The organism is Microvirga lotononidis, assembly GCF_034627025.1.
Classification (GTDB): domain Bacteria; phylum Pseudomonadota; class Alphaproteobacteria; order Rhizobiales; family Beijerinckiaceae; genus Microvirga; species Microvirga lotononidis.
The window spans coordinates 4,230,001-4,245,041 of record NZ_CP141048.1; the positions used below are offsets into that span (position 1 = coordinate 4,230,001).

Here is a 15,041-nt window from a genome sequence, read left to right on the forward strand (position 1 = left end):
GGATTCATACGAGGCGCTACCTAAATAGCTTTCGCGGAGAACCAGCTATTTCCGAGTTTGATTGGCCTTTCACCCCTAGCCACAAGTCATCCGAGACTTTTTCAACAGGCACCGGTTCGGTCCTCCAGTGCGTGTTACCGCACCTTCAACCTGCTCATGGCTAGATCACCCGGTTTCGGGTCTAAAGCAACGAACTCAAAACGCCCTGTTCAGACTCGCTTTCGCTGCGCCTCCACCTATCGGCTTAAGCTTGCTCGTTACTTTAAGTCGCTGACCCATTATACAAAAGGTACGCCGTCACCCAGGACGAACCTTGGGCTCCGACTGTTTGTAAGCATCCGGTTTCAGGAACTGTTTCACTCCCCTCGTCGGGGTGCTTTTCACCTTTCCCTCACGGTACTGGTTCACTATCGGTCGCTGAGGAGTACTTAGGCTTGGAGGGTGGTCCCCCCATGTTCAGACAGGATTTCACGTGTCCCGCCCTACTCAAATCCGACCCTCTCCCTTATCCGTACGGGGCTGTCACCCGCTTGAGCCTGCTTTTCCAAACAGTTCCGGTGAAGATCAGGTCGGCATTGGCCTGGTCCGCGTTCGCTCGCCACTACTAACGGAGTCTCGTTTGATGTCCTTTCCTCCGGGTACTTAGATGTTTCAGTTCCCCGGGTTCGCCTTAAACCCCTATGTATTCAGGATCTAATCCCTTCATCGGACCCTCCGTAGTGCCAGACCAGGATCGCTCCTGACCTGACAATACAAAGGGTCGAAGGGGGGTTTCCCCATTCGGAGATCCTTGGATCAAAGCTCGTTCGCAGCTCCCCAAGGCTTATCGCAGCGTACCACGTCCTTCATCGCCTCTCAGCGCCAAGGCATCCACCAGATGCTCTTACGACACTTGATTACTCTCATGATCCATGTCCGCCCGGCAAAAGCCGGACACGAATCCAAAAGAAAGACCTGTTCTTGGCTTGCGCCAAAAACATGTTTTGCTTGCCAAGCATCTCCGGCGCTCCCGGCTGCGGGCCGGGGCTGGTTCGCAGGAACTAGGTCGTCCTGCTGGCCGAAGATGCTGCCTCTTTACGATTTCAAACATCCGCGCTCACCCTCAAGATAAGGGGAGGCGAATTCCTTTGACCTCCGGATCATGGCCACGAAGCATCGTGGTGGAGCCTGTCGGGATCGAACCGACGACCTGAAGCTTGCAAAGCTACCGCTCTCCCAGCTGAGCTAAGGCCCCTGAGCCTCGTCACGAGGCGACACGACAATGGTGGGCCTGGGACGACTCGAACGTCCGACCTCACCCTTATCAGGGGTGCGCTCTAACCACCTGAGCTACAGGCCCCAACCAAAGCGCGCGCTGAAGCAGCGCCAACGCCCCGGTCGATGTATCCGGATTGAGAAGAGAAGCGAAGACGGCAGCGTCCCGCATAGCAGGGTCTGACTGACCCTAGTGTTCCAAGTGTTCCGATAGAAGCGGCATGACGCCACCTCGTAAGAGAACATCCTTAGAAAGGAGGTGATCCAGCCGCAGGTTCCCCTACGGCTACCTTGTTACGACTTCACCCCAGTCGCTGACCCTACCGTGGTCGCCTGCCTCCTTGCGGTTGGCGCAGCGCCGTCGGGTAAGACCAACTCCCATGGTGTGACGGGCGGTGTGTACAAGGCCCGGGAACGTATTCACCGTGGCGTTCTGATCCACGATTACTAGCGATTCCGCCTTCATGCACTCGAGTTGCAGAGTGCAATCCGAACTGAGACGGCTTTTGAGGATTAGCTCCCCCTCGCGGGTTCGCTGCCCTTTGTCACCGCCATTGTAGCACGTGTGTAGCCCAGCCCGTAAGGGCCATGAGGACTTGACGTCATCCCCACCTTCCTCGCGGCTTATCACCGGCAGTCCCCCTAGAGTGCCCAACTCAATGATGGCAACTAGGGGCGAGGGTTGCGCTCGTTGCGGGACTTAACCCAACATCTCACGACACGAGCTGACGACAGCCATGCAGCACCTGTGTTCCCGCCAGCCGAACTGAAGAGGCGTGTCTCCACTCCTCATACGGGACATGTCAAAGGCTGGTAAGGTTCTGCGCGTTGCTTCGAATTAAACCACATGCTCCACCGCTTGTGCGGGCCCCCGTCAATTCCTTTGAGTTTTAATCTTGCGACCGTACTCCCCAGGCGGAATGCTTAAAGCGTTAGCTGCGCCACTGACGAGCAAGCTCGCCAACGGCTGGCATTCATCGTTTACGGCGTGGACTACCAGGGTATCTAATCCTGTTTGCTCCCCACGCTTTCGCGCCTCAGCGTCAGATCCGGACCAGTCAGCCGCCTTCGCCACTGGTGTTCTTGCGAATATCTACGAATTTCACCTCTACACTCGCAGTTCCACTAACCTCTTCCGGTCTCAAGCCATGCAGTATCGAAGGCAATTCTGTGGTTGAGCCACAGGCTTTCACCCCCGACTTACAAAGCCGCCTACGCGCCCTTTACGCCCAGTGATTCCGAACAACGCTAGCCCCCTTCGTATTACCGCGGCTGCTGGCACGAAGTTAGCCGGGGCTTCTTCTCACGCTACCGTCATTATCGTCGCGTGCGAAAGAGCTTTACAACCCTAAGGCCGTCATCACTCACGCGGCATGGCTGGATCAGGCTTGCGCCCATTGTCCAATATTCCCCACTGCTGCCTCCCGTAGGAGTTTGGGCCGTGTCTCAGTCCCAATGTGGCTGATCATCCTCTCAGACCAGCTACTGATCGTCGCCTTGGTGAGCCATTACCTCACCAACCAGCTAATCAGACGCGGGCCGATCCTTCAGCGATAAATCTTTCCCCTTGCGGGCGTATCCGGTATTAGCCCAAGTTTCCCTGGGTTATTCCAAACTGAAGGGCACGTTCCCACGCGTTACTCACCCGTCTGCCACTGACCCCGAAGGGCCCGTTCGACTTGCATGTGTTAAGCCTGCCGCCAGCGTTCGTTCTGAGCCAGGATCAAACTCTCAAGTTGAAGAATTTGATCTCGACTATAGTCACTACGCAAATTGACAGAGTCCATCTCACTCCAGGTCGCCCTGAAGCGGTGTACTCACCAAAGCATAGAACTGGTCGATGTCTATCCACCCGAACCCCAAAAGGTCCGGCGCAAGGACACCGCCGCCTACGCTTCTCTTCCCTCTCAACAATGTCAAAGAACAGAACCCCGAAAGGGCCTGGCGAAGGGTTCGTTCGAACCGCGCCGCCGATGACGCTGATCTAGTCCCTGGCCGCCGCCCTGTCAACCGCCTTCCTGAAAGTTTTTGCAAGCTTTCGTCGCGATCGGCAGAGATCTTCCATGGCCCTACCGAAGTAAAGGCCAAGCAACAGCCCCCGCAGAAACGCTGTCGTTTCTGCGCCGCCGCACCGGAATGCTGCAACACATCCCAGCCGTTGCTGGATAAGATCGGCGTCAGAGGAGCCGCCCGGCCGGCCCGATCCCTCGAACCGCCGACGCTCGTGACCCGGACCGGGCCGCGCCCGCTCCGCCCCACCCGGCAGCCCGCCGCCCCGGCCCCGACAAAGGGCCCGGATCCGCAGCAGCCGCCATCCTGGTGGAAATCACCCCCGCCAAGGCCACGCTCTCGCGAACACGCCCCGCCAGGGAGGCGCTCCTATAAACCCTCCACACCGTTTGGCAAGAGGGATGTGACGGGCGGCGGATGAAATCTGCGCCTGCGTTCGCTTGATGCGGCTTTTCGGGAGGTTCAGAGTAATATCGTTCCGCGCGCGCGTTTTTCAAGTGCGCCAACAATACGGCGACGACAATCGATTTTGCGTCGTGGTGTATTGTGCTGTTTAACCACTGGTGGATTGATGCTCGCGATTGCTATGTTCCGCCCATTGCAGAGAGGTCTTCGTGTCGCAGTCAGGTTCCGCAAGTGGTCAGACCGTCGTCCATTATACCTATGCCGAGCGTCTCATCGACAGCGTGACCGATACCGCGTTCGTTGTATTGGATGCGGACGGCACGATCACCAGCTGGAGCCGTGGTGCAGAGCAGATCCACGGATGGAGCGCCGACGAGGTGATCGGACGCTCCGCTTCGTTTCTTTACATGCCGGAGCAGGGCGCGGATGTTTTTCGCCGCGACATTCAATCCACCCATGAGAGAGGGCGCCACCAGACGCAGGGCCTTCGAGTCCGCAAGAGCGGCTCCACCTTCATGGCGCAGGTCACAACAACGCTGATCGACAGCCAGGATGGCGGCCAAGGCGGAATCGCGATGGTCACGCGGGACGTCACCGAATGGGTCATGGCCGAAGAGGCCTTGAGAACGCGAGAGGCTCACCTTCGCTCCATCCTGGAAACCGTTCCGGATGCGATGGTGGTCATCGACGAGGATGCGCGGATCCAGTCCTTCAGCGCGGCAGCCGTACGGCTCTTCGGCTTCGAGCCGAACGAGATAATCGGGGAGAACGTCAAGATCCTCATGCCGCCTCCGTACCGGGAACAGCATGACAACTACATGCTGCGCTATCGCACGACGGGGGAAAGGCGGATCATCGGCGTCGGGCGCGTGGTCGTCGGTCGGCGCAAAGACGGTTCGACCTTTCCGATGGAACTCGCCGTCGGCGAGATGCATTCCGGCGGCATCCGCTACTTCACCGGCTTCATCCGCGATCTGACCGAGCGACAGAGGACGGAAACCCGCCTCCAGGAGCTTCAGGCCGAACTCGTTCACATGTCGCGCTTTACAGCCCTGGGCGAGATGGCCTCGACGCTCGCTCACGAGATCAACCAGCCGCTGACGGCCATCACCAACTACCTCAAAGGATGCCGGAGGATTCTGGAGCGCATGGAAGGGGAGACGGTCCCCATGCTGAGGGATGCGGTCAACGAGGCGGGAGAGCAGGCGCTGCGGGCCGGGCAGGTGATCCGGCACCTGCGCGAGTTCGTCGCTCGTGGCGAGAGCGAGCGCCATATCGAAAATCTGCCCAAGCTGATCGAGGAGGCGAGCGCACTTTCCCTCGTCGGCGCGAAGGAGCAGGGCGTCCGGGTCGACTTCGACTTCGATCCGAATGCACCCTTCGTGCTTGCCGACCGCATCCAGATCCAACAGGTGCTGCTGAACCTGATCCGCAACGCGATCGAGGCCATGCAGGAGACGGAGCGCCGGGAGCTGAAGGTCGCGACCCGCAGCCTGGACGACGGCCATGTGGAACTGACCGTGCAGGATACCGGCCCCGGCCTTGCTCCCGAAGTAGCAGCCCAGCTCTTCCAGCCCTTCGTGACCACGAAGAAACACGGCATGGGCGTCGGCCTGTCGATCTGCCGTACGATCGTGGAGGCTCATGGCGGGAAGATCTGGGCGGATTCCAAGCAGGGCGAGGGAACCGCATTTCGCTTCACATTGAGGACAGTCGGACGGGAGGAGATGGCTCATGCAGAGTGACGCTGCCGTGCATGTGGTTGACGATGACGTGGCGGTCCGCAAATCGCTGGCGTTTCTGCTCGCCTCCGAAGGATTGCCGGTCCGCCTGCACGAATCCGCCTCGGCCTTTCTCGACGGCGCACTGGGCCAAGAGGAGGGCTGCATCGTCACGGACGTGCGCATGCCCGGCATCGACGGCATCGAGCTGATCCGTCGGCTGAAGGCGCGCAGCATCATGCTCCCGGTGATCGTCATGACCGGCCACGCGGATGTTCCGATGGCGGTGGAGGCCATGAAGGAAGGGGCGGTCGATTTCCTCGAGAAGCCGTTCGGGGACGAGGTGTTCATCGCGGCGGTCCGATCCGCCTTGGCCCGCCAGGAGCGGAACAGCCATCACGGGCAGCAGGTCGCCGAAATCCAGGGCCGGTTCGATGCCCTGTCGCAACGGGAGAGACAGGTCCTCGACGGGCTCGTGGCCGGCAAGGCCAACAAGGTGATTGCCTACGACCTTGGGATCAGCCCGCGGACCGTGGAGATCTACCGGGCGAACGTCATGGCCAAGATGCACGCCAAAAGCCTGTCGGAACTCGTCCGTCTCGCCCTCATGATCGCGACCAGGTAGCTCCTTGACCCATCGTGAGGACATGAAGGGTCCGCGTTCAACGACGGGTTCATCGAAAGGGAGCGTCGCATGAAGCACGGACGTGCAGACCCACTTTTCACGTCCGATGTTCTAAGGACTATTCCTGAATAGGGAAGAAGGCGTCATCGTGCATAATCCGCAAGACTGGCCGGCAGACTTTCTTTCAGCCGGAACTAAGGATGATGCAGGCTTTCGGATGTCTCAGCCCCTGGGACCGGTCATCGTGGTGGACGATGACGAAGCGGTCAGGAATTCGTTGAAGTTTGCCCTGGAGCTCGAGGGCCTGACCGTGCGCGTGTTCAAGGACGGGGCCGAGCTCCTGTCCGAGCACGATCTCCCGCAGAATGGTTGCTTCGTCATCGACTACAACATGCCGGGCATGACAGGGATCGAGCTGGTGAACAGGCTGCGGCAAAGTCGGAGCGATTGCCGGGCGATCCTCATCGCGTCCCGCATCAGCGGCGAACTCTATGCTCGCGCGGAACAGTCGGGATTCCGGAACGTTCTCGAGAAACCCCTGCACGACAGCGAGCTGCTCGACAGCATCCATGCGGCCCTGGCCTGAGGCCGTCCGGAAACGATCTCGGGATACGCGCATCTGCGCGCCGACCTCCTACCGATCTCTTCCGGAAAACGATCAGCCCCGCCGTCGGTCACGGCAGGGCTGACGATGCTTCTAGGGTGCCGGATGCGGCTTCGTTCTTTGCTTTGCCGCATTTTTTGACGGCGAACCGGATCCACGTCGCCGAAAAAGGCTCTAAGCGTTCAGGCGCTCCAGAGCCGCCCGGTTCGTCAGCAGGACATGGCGGGCGGAGGGGAGTGCGATGATGCCCTGCCGTTCGAGCTGCGTGAAGGAGCGGGAAACCGTCTCGATCGTCAGCCCGAGATGATCTGCGATATCCGTCCGCGACATGGGGAGGTCCAGGGCGCGATCGTCCTCGTTCCGCTCGGCCATGTCGAGAAGAAAGGACGCGATCTTCTCCACGGCCGACTTGCGGCCCAGGAGAAGCATGTGGTTCTGGGCCCGCACCAGGGACCGCATCATGCCCATCGTCATGTCCTGGGCGAGCTGGGCGTCCTTGCCGGTGAGGGAGGCAAGATGGCTGCGGCGATAGGCTCCGACGACGCAATCGCCGACGGATTCGGCGCAGAACCGATACTCGTCGCCGGCTTCGATGCCGAAAATGTCGCCTGCCAGATGAAAGGCGTCGATCTGGCGGCGTCCATCGCTCAGAAGCTTGGAGGTGCGCACCACGCCCGAGAGAACCTTGTAGATGAAAGCCGCCCTGTCGCCCTCGGCAAAGATCTCCTCATCCTTGGCGAAGGATTGCACGGAGCCTATCGTCGGAGTTGCCGCATCCGCAAACTTGCGGAGTGGGGGTACATTCAGGTCCGATGGAAAGAGGGCCGAAGAGGTGGCTTGGGTGAGGAGCGCAGTGTGCATCGAACCCTCGTGAACCTTTGGTATTGACGTTGCAGTTCATGGGTACAGCTGCAGGGGCTGGGCTAAAATTCAGGTCTGATACCTAAGGGGTTTTCCTTAGGTCCTCCCGGACGAGATTGGAGAGCTTTCCGGGCCGGGAAAAACTAACCGAAAAGTCCTGCCGCGAAGGTGCCCAAGATCGCTCCCGTCAGAAGGGTCGAGTCATGGAGGCCCAGGAGCCATCGCGAGACCGGGCTTCGGTGGATCCAGAGCGTCGTTCCAAGCATGGTCAGCGACCAACCCGAGCCCACCAGGGCCGCCGCGGCCGAGAAGCCGCCAACGCTCCCGGAGACCATGAAAGCCGCCGCTCCGGCCGCCAGCAGGATACATCCCGACACGGTCAGGGGAGCGGGAAGCGCCAGGCGCGGGAAGAACGCGAGCAGAAGCGACGGGGCATACATGGCCATGATATGCCATGAGATGGCGCCCACGACGGCTTCCGACGGCGCGCAGCCGATGACGGCCATCGGGGTTGCGCCCATCAGGGCCGTCATGGCGAGCCATCCCAGGGTTCCGAGCGCGGTCGGGGCGAGGATGGAGCGCCATCCATGCAGACCTGTTGCTTTCGCGTCCGGTTCACGGGAGCGCCGATAGGGCAGCGAGGCGGTCGCGACGAGCGACGCCACATGGGCGAGGGCGGCAGCCGCGGCGGTGCCTGCAAAGACCCGGGGCGACGCGAGCGTTTCGGCGAGGCTGGAGATCGTAGGGGCCGCGAGACTTGCCAGGGTGGCGGCGCCGAAAACGATCAGGACGGCACCGGTTCCCTTGTCGCCGACCGGAACGGCCGCGTGGCGGTAGAACAGGCTGAAGCCGCCGGCGATCCCGAGCCAGAATGCCCCAAGTACCAAAGCGTTGAAGTGCATCGACACGAGCGCCCAGACGAGCACGAGACCACCGGCGGCTCCGAGGCTCGCACCGAGGGAAAAGGCCGCGCGGCGGCCGAACGAGTCGAGGAGGAGCGAGGCGGGCAGGCTTGCAAGGGCCGCCCCGATGTAGAAGGACGTATAGGGGAGCGTGGCGAGGCCACGGCTCGGCGCGAGGGCCAATCCCGCGAGCGGCAGAATGCTGAGGGTCAGGACCTGGGCCAGCACCGAGAGGGCGAAGCTGGCGGCAAGCAGCACCGCGCCGCGACTACCCGCGACGGGGTCGCCGAGCGCACCCGGCTCGCAAATGCACTCGAGCTGACCTGCCCTGGGGATTTCGGCCGAGGACGTCATGTCCGCAAGTCGTCGTCGGACAGGACGCGCACGGCCGCTCCCTGCACGTCGTCATACTGGCCGTTCTTCAACGACCACAGGAAGGCCGCGAGACCGGACAGGCCGAGCATGAGAGCCATCGGAACGAGATAGATCAGAACGTCCATCTTTCAGGCTCCTTGCGTGACGGGAACGATGGCGGATTGCGCCGCCTCGGGCTGGGGCTCCGATGCGCGCCCGCGGGCCCGGAGAGCGTTGAGGGTCACCAGGGTGGAAGAGCCCGACATGGCGAGGGCCGCGACGAGAGGCGTGACGAAACCCAGGAAGGCGAGGGGGACGGCGATCAGGTTGTAGACGAGCGCGATCCCCAGGTTCTGCCGCATAAGGCGGTGGGCCCGGCGCGCAATGTCGATCGTGTCCTGAACGGGCTGCAACCGGTCGCCCAGGAAGACGGCATCGGCATGGGCCTGGGTGAGGTCGGCGGCGCTGATAGGAGAGAGCGATACATGCGCGGCCGCGAGCGCGGGTGCGTCGTTCAGCCCGTCGCCGACCATCAGGACCTTGCGGCCTTCGGACTTGAGAGCATCGAGCGCGCGGATCTTGTCGGTAGGCTTGCAGCCGCCGCGCCATGTCGCGATGCCGAGCGCCGCGGCGATGGGAGCCACAGCCTCAGGCCTGTCACCGGAGAGAATGCGGCAGTCGAAGCCGCGCCCGCGCAGGTTCCGAACGATGGCGGCCGCATCGGGGCGCAGGGCTTGGCGCACCAGAAGGGCAGCCCGCTCTTCGCCCCAGGAGAAGGCGATCACGGAGGCATTCGGATCGGTTGAAGCGGCTTTTTCCGCCGTATCCTCAGCGCCACAGAAGGCCGCGCTCCCGAGGCGCATCTCCATGCCGTTCACGACGGCACGGACGCCTTGGCCCGGCTCCTCAGCCACATCGTGGTAAGGACGGCGATCCTGAGCCATCCGCGCGACAGCGGCGGCGAGCGGATGATGGCTCGACAGCGCAAGCCGGCTTGCGGCCGCGAGCAGCGCAGGCTCAACATCGCCGGCGTTGGTGACGCTCATGGTCGGCAGGGTCAGCGTCCCGGTCTTGTCGAACACGATGGTGTCCACCTTGGCCAGCCGCTCGAAGGCATCGCCCGCATTGAGGAACACGCCCGCCCGGAAGAGTGCGCCGGACGCGACCACCTGCACGACCGGCACTGCGAGGGCCAACGCGCAGGGGCAAGTGATGATGAGCACTGCTATGGCGGTGAGGAGTGCATCATGAACGGAGGCGCCGGTCGCGATCCAGGTCAGGGCGGTGACGGCGGCGGCCGTGTGCACGACCGGCGCGTAGATCCGCGCCACCCGGTCGGCCAGTTGGACATAGCGGGATTTCGCCGCGGCCGCGTTCTCCAGGAGCCGCTCGACCTCGTCGAGCAGGGTACCCTTGCCGGCTGCGGTGACTCGGAGGGTCAGAGTGCCGCTGTGGTTCATGCTTCCGGCATAGATCTGAGAATTGGCGCTGACAGAGCGGTGAGCCGTCTCGCCGGTGACGAGGCTCTCGTCCACGTCCGACGATCCGGACAGCACGATTCCATCGACCGCGATGCGCTCTCCCGGGCGGACAAGCACCCGGTCGCCGGTCTTCACCGCAGCGGTCGGCAACAGGACGATCTCGCCGTTGTCCTCGATCCTGTGCACCACCTCGGCGCGGAGCGAGGCCAGATTGCTCGCAACGGCGCGGGTCTTCCGGCGCATGGCCTGATCGAGGTAGCGGCCGCAGAGGAGGAAGAAGAGCAGCATCACGACCGAGTCGAAATAGGTGTGCTCGGCGGAACTGATCGTCTCGAACACCGACACGCTCAGCGCCAGCAGGATGCCGATGACGATGGGCACGTCCATGTTGGTGCGGCGGTTGCGTAGCGCGCTCATGGCGCTCTGGAAGAAGGGCCGGCCCGCATAGGCGACTGCCGGGAGGGCGATGAGCGCCGCGAGCCAATGGAAGAAGTCGCGGGTCTCGGGCGTGATGTCCGTGACATTGCCGGACCAGACCGAGACCGCCAGCAGCATGATGTTCATGGAGGCGAAGCCCGCCACCGCGAGGCATCTCAGAAGCCATTGGGCACGACGCGCCTCCTCTTCCTCCACCAGCCTGGCGCGGAAGGGATGGGCCCGGTAGCCGAGCCGCCCCAGCTCCTCGACCACCTGCGAGGGCGAAAATGCGCCGTCCCGCCATTCGACGGCCAGGCGATGGTTCGTGTAGTTCAACCTTGCGTCGACGATTCCGGGCAGGCGGCACAATCCGCCCTCGATGTCCTCGATGCAGGCGGCGCAATCGATGCCCTCGACGGCGAGGTCGAGGTGAGCCGTTCCGTCGCCCGGCCGCGTCACATAGATGGAGAGGTCAAGGGTTTCTGACATGCTGAGCGGATCCTCAGAGCACGATGCGGCTCTTGGAGCGGAAGACGGTTTCCTCGTTGCGCTTCAGCCCGATGACGAGATCCCACTGGCCTTCCGGCATTGGCGTGACGCTCCTGAAGCGACCGGGTGACTGCTCGACGAATTCCAGAGGAACATCGCGACGCTTGTCCGTCGGATGGGCGAGACGGATCTCGGGCAGGAGGCCTGCGAGAGCCTGTCCCTGGGCGTCGCGCGCCGCGACGACGATCTCCGGAGCCGCTCCGTGATGCAGGTCCGCCTCGATCTTCCAGCGAAGCGCGTCCTGGGTATGGGCCGCCTCGACATCGTTCTTGAACGAAAGTCCCGCCTTGTAGACACTCTCCGTCTCGACACCGCTGAAACTCGATATGGCGACCCGCACCATGTAGAAGTTCACGGCGAAGATCACGCCGAAGAACGTCACGAAGTAGAGGAGGACCATGCGTCCGGTGAGGGGGCGGGGCGAGCGTCCAGGAATTGCTGTGGTGGACATGAATCGATCCTTAGGGAGCTTTGAAGTGATCGCTCGTGCTGACGGTATTGCCGGTGGCGAGATCGGTCAGAACGAAGCGAAGAACCGCCGATTCTTCGATCGGGGACGCCGTCTCCGTTACCAGCACGCGGGCTTCGAGGGTCTGATCAGGCCCGACGGACACGATGGGGCGGCACTGCTGGTCGACTTCGCCGCCGACCATGTCGACTTTGGCCCCGCGCAATCCTTCCACGGAAAGCGCGTAACGGCGCTCGTCCAGGTTCTTGTTGGCGATACGGATGGTGAACCCGTTGCGGATAGAACCGTCCGAGAGACGCACGAAGAGCGGATTCCGGTCATGCATGACGCTCAGGTAAAGGCTCTGGCGCATGGCGAGCGAGGCGATCATGATCGAACCGACGAGGACGATGAGGCCGGCATAGAAGAGGGTGCGCGGCCGCACGATGCGGCGCATCTCGGGCCGGACTTCGATCCGGGCCTGGACGTTCATGTCGGTGTCGTAGGCAATCAGGCCCTTGGGGCGGCCGATCTTGTCCATGACGTTGTCGCAGGCGTCCATGCACAGGCCGCACTGGATGCAATCGAGCTGCAGGCCCTTGCGGATATCGACGCCCGTCGGGCACACGGCGACGCATTGGTCGCAATCGATGCAGTCCCCCGCGGGCAAGCCCTGCAGCTTCAGAGCCTGGTTCTTCTTCATCGAACCGCGCGGCTCGCCACGGTCATAGCGATAGGTGACGTTCAGCGCGAATTCGTCCGTCAGCGCAGCCTGAATCCGAGGCCACGGGCACATATAGGTGCAGACCTGTTCGCGCATGAAGCCGGCGAGCGTGTAGGTCGTGAAGGTGAGGATGCCGATCCAGAAATAGGCGACGAACGGCGCCTGGAACGTCGCCAACTGATAGACCAGCGTCGGAGCATCGGCGAAGTAGAGCACCCAGGCGCCCCCGGTCCACCAGGCGATCATGAGCCAGACGAAGTGCTTCAGGGATTTCCGCCCGAGAACCGGTAGGGTGAGCTTTTCCTTGGCATGGCGCATCCGTTCGCGCCGATCCCCCTCGATGATGCGCTCGACCGCGTAGAACAGGTCGGTCCAGACCGTCTGCGGGCAGAGATATCCGCACCAGATACGGCCAGCGACCGCGTTCATGAGGAAGAGGGTGAGAGCCGCCAGCACGAGCAGGCCGGTAATGTAATAGACCTCCTGCGGCCAGATCTCGATGAAGAAGAAATAGAAGCGGCTGTTGGCGAGATCGACCAGGATGGCCTGGTCGGGCGCATTGGGGCCGCGATCCCAGCGGATGAACGGCAGAAAATAATAGACGCCGAGAGTGACGGCGAGCACGATCCACTTGATCGTGCGGTAACGTCCCTTCACGGCCTGAGGATGGATCTGCTTGCGGGGCGCATAAAGCGGAGCGTCCTCGGCCGTTGTCGGGGAAGTTGCTCCGAGAGCATGGGGGAGAGGGGCGTCGGCCATCGAATCCGTCGGTTCGTCTCAATCAGGTATGACGATGGGATACGACGGGGCCGTCCAAATGGCCTTGATCCACATCAAGCGAAGGCCGGAGGTTTCCCTCCGGCCTTTTCATCACGCATTCACGGTTTCCTCAACGCCGCTGGTCGCCGCCCAGGGAGTGGACATAGAGGGTCAGCGACTTGATGGTCGTGTCGTCCAGGCGCCCGTGCCATGTGGGCATGACGCCGCCGCGTCCGTTCATCAGGCCCTCCACGATGGTCGCCTTGTCGGAGCCGAAGAGCCAGATTTGGTCCGTCAGGTTGGGAGCCCCGAGTTCCTGGTTCCCGAGGCCCTTCTCGCCGTGGCAGGCGGCGCAGTTATCTGCGAAGACCTTGGCGCCGGCCGCAAGATCGGCGCCCTTGTCGGTGGAAAGACCCGAAAGGGAGCGGACGTAATCCGCCGCCTGCACGATCTCCTCCCGCTTGAGCATCCCGTCGCGGCCGAATGCCGGCATGGAGCCTGAATGACCCTGGTCGCTGGTGGAGCGGGCGCCGTAGCGGATGGTCTGCTCGATCTGAGCGAGGGAGCCACCCCAGAGCCAATCGTCGTCATTGAGGTTCGGATACCCCTTGGCACCGGCACCACCGGCGCCGTGACATGGGGCGCAGTTGTCGCCGAAGGCGGCCTTTCCCTGGGCGCGCGCAAAGGCGAACATCTCAGGGTTCTGCCGGATCCCGTCCAGGGAACTCTCGGCGAGTTTCGCCGTCATGCCGGAGCGCTGCTGCTTGAGAGCCTCCAGATCGGCCACCACCGCGTCCCGCGACTGCCAGCCGAGGACGCCCTTTGTATAGGACGAGACCATCGGCCATGCCGGATAGGCAATGCAATAGCCGATGGCCCAGGCGATGCAGGCGTAGAAGGTCCATAGCCACCAGCGCGGAAGCGGGTTGTTCAGCTCCTGGATGTAGTCCCAGCTATGCCCTGTGGTGGTGACGCCCGAGACGGCGTCGACCTGTTCGTGGTTGTCATGGGCCATGGGATCAGTCCTCCTGGAGAGGCATGCGGGCGGCCGCGTCGAAGCGTTCCTTCCGCGAGGGGGCGAGGGCGTAGATCAGCATCGCCAGGAAGACGACGACGAAGTAGAGAAGCCCCCAGGTCTGGGCGAATTCAGCGAAGAATTTGTATGCGGATGGCATTGTTGTCGGTCCTCAGCGCACGTTGGCCTTGTTGTCGTAGAGCTTGAAGTCGACCTGGGTGCCCAGCATCTGCAGATAGGCGATCAGGGCGTCGGCTTCCGTGACCTTCTGCGGGTTGCCGTCGAAGGATCGCGACTGGGCGTTCGGATAGCGCTTGGCGAGGTCGAGAGCATTCGGATCGTCGGCGGCGGCCTGGATTCGGATGTCGCTCTCGGCGTGCTTCACCATCTCCTCGTTATAGGGAACGCCGAGGGTCGCCTGCACCTGCAGGTCCTGCGCGATCGTCGACGTGTCGAGCTCGGTCGTCTCGAGCCAGGGATAGCCGGGCATGATCGATCCCGGCACGACGGCGCGGGGATCTTTCAGGTGATCCCGGTGCCAGTCGTCGGAATACTTGTTGCCGACGCGGGCGAGATCCGGGCCCGTGCGCTTGGATCCCCATTGGAACGGCCGGTCGTACATGCTCTCGGCGGCCAGCGAGTAATGGCCGTAGCGCTCGACCTCGTCCCGCAGGGGACGGATCATCTGGCTGTGGCAGTTGTAGCAGCCCTCGCGCACGTAGATGTTGCGGCCGGCGAGTTCGAGCGGGGTGTAAGGCCTGACGCCCTCCACCTTCTCGATGGTGCTCTTCAGGTAGAAGAGCGGCACGATCTCCACCAGGCCGCCGATGGATATGACGATCAGCACGCCGATGATGAGGATGATCGAGTTGGTCTCGAAAATCTTGTGACGGGACCAGAAAGACATGATCG

At 62.5% G+C, this 15,041-nt stretch carries 12 protein-coding genes, 2 tRNA genes and 2 rRNA genes (1 of these 16 running past the window's edge); 3 read left to right on the top strand and 13 right to left on the bottom strand.

Translation table 11 applies throughout. The features are described 5' to 3' along the window. The 4 genes from U0023_RS19960 to U0023_RS19975 all read right to left on the bottom strand — a co-directional run. Positions 1–898: ribosomal RNA gene (locus U0023_RS19960) — 23S ribosomal RNA — on the bottom strand (it extends 1,914 nt beyond the left edge of the window). Between the two features lie 260 nt (positions 899–1,158). Next, positions 1,159–1,234: transfer RNA gene (locus tag U0023_RS19965), tRNA-Ala, on the bottom strand. A gap of 28 nt (positions 1,235–1,262) precedes the next feature. Then, positions 1,263–1,339, bottom strand: a tRNA-Ile gene (locus U0023_RS19970). A 167-nt stretch (positions 1,340–1,506) separates the two neighbouring features. Beyond that, positions 1,507–2,993 (bottom strand): 16S ribosomal RNA (locus tag U0023_RS19975). Together the 16S and 23S rRNA genes with 2 tRNA genes alongside form the textbook arrangement of a ribosomal RNA operon. Positions 2,994–3,878: 885 nt before the next feature. Between U0023_RS19975 and U0023_RS19980 the strand changes: the two genes are divergently transcribed. The 3 genes from U0023_RS19980 (at position 3,879) to U0023_RS19990 (ending at position 6,601) form a co-directional block, all read left to right on the top strand. Further along, on the top strand, positions 3,879–5,414 hold the full coding sequence (locus U0023_RS19980; protein WP_009491260.1) for a PAS domain-containing sensor histidine kinase: 1,536 nt from the start codon (positions 3,879–3,881) through the stop codon (positions 5,412–5,414). Then, positions 5,404–6,015, top strand: coding sequence for a response regulator FixJ (gene fixJ / locus U0023_RS19985; RefSeq protein WP_009491259.1), 612 nt, complete (start codon positions 5,404–5,406; stop codon positions 6,013–6,015). Before U0023_RS19980 ends, fixJ begins: the two co-directional genes overlap by 11 nt. 217 nt (positions 6,016–6,232) lie before the next feature. Next, the gene (locus U0023_RS19990; protein WP_009491258.1) at positions 6,233–6,601 is read left to right on the top strand and encodes a response regulator transcription factor; all 369 of its coding nucleotides are present in this window, start codon (positions 6,233–6,235) and stop codon (positions 6,599–6,601) included. A 192-nt stretch (positions 6,602–6,793) separates the two neighbouring features. Here the strand turns inward: U0023_RS19990 and U0023_RS19995 are convergent, their stop codons facing one another. The 9 genes from U0023_RS19995 to ccoO form a co-directional block, all read right to left on the bottom strand. Beyond that, a complete protein-coding gene (locus U0023_RS19995) occupies positions 6,794–7,480 on the bottom strand; it encodes a helix-turn-helix domain-containing protein (RefSeq protein ID WP_009491257.1) in 687 nt (228 codons plus the stop codon). Between the two features lie 143 nt (positions 7,481–7,623). Further along, positions 7,624–8,736, bottom strand: a complete 1,113-nt coding sequence (locus U0023_RS20000; RefSeq protein WP_009491256.1) for a hypothetical protein — start codon at positions 8,734–8,736, stop codon at positions 7,624–7,626. Continuing rightward, a complete protein-coding gene (gene ccoS, locus U0023_RS20005) occupies positions 8,733–8,882 on the bottom strand; it encodes a cbb3-type cytochrome oxidase assembly protein CcoS (protein ID WP_009491255.1) in 150 nt (49 codons plus the stop codon). The genes U0023_RS20000 and ccoS overlap by 4 nt, the downstream gene beginning before the upstream one ends. A gap of 3 nt (positions 8,883–8,885) precedes the next feature. After that, complete coding sequence (locus tag U0023_RS20010; protein ID WP_009491254.1) at positions 8,886–11,123, bottom strand: heavy metal translocating P-type ATPase; 2,238 nt, start codon at positions 11,121–11,123, stop codon at positions 8,886–8,888. Between the two features lie 13 nt (positions 11,124–11,136). Beyond that, a complete protein-coding gene (locus tag U0023_RS20015) occupies positions 11,137–11,634 on the bottom strand; it encodes a FixH family protein (RefSeq protein WP_009491253.1) in 498 nt (165 codons plus the stop codon). 10 nt (positions 11,635–11,644) lie between these two features. Next, positions 11,645–13,114 carry a cytochrome c oxidase accessory protein CcoG gene (gene ccoG / locus U0023_RS20020; RefSeq protein WP_009491252.1) on the bottom strand — a complete coding sequence of 490 codons (1,470 nt, stop codon included), beginning with the start codon at positions 13,112–13,114 and terminating at the stop codon, positions 11,645–11,647. A 130-nt stretch (positions 13,115–13,244) separates the two neighbouring features. Then, on the bottom strand, positions 13,245–14,129 hold the full coding sequence (gene ccoP / locus U0023_RS20025; protein WP_009491251.1) for a cytochrome-c oxidase, cbb3-type subunit III: 885 nt from the start codon (positions 14,127–14,129) through the stop codon (positions 13,245–13,247). Between the two features lie 4 nt (positions 14,130–14,133). Then, positions 14,134–14,289 (bottom strand): cbb3-type cytochrome c oxidase subunit 3, encoded by a 156-nt coding sequence (locus U0023_RS20030; RefSeq protein WP_009491250.1) that lies wholly within the window; start codon positions 14,287–14,289, stop codon positions 14,134–14,136. 12 nt (positions 14,290–14,301) lie between these two features. Further along, on the bottom strand, positions 14,302–15,036 hold the full coding sequence (gene ccoO, locus U0023_RS20035; RefSeq protein WP_009491249.1) for a cytochrome-c oxidase, cbb3-type subunit II: 735 nt from the start codon (positions 15,034–15,036) through the stop codon (positions 14,302–14,304). Positions 15,037–15,041 lie beyond the last annotated feature (5 nt).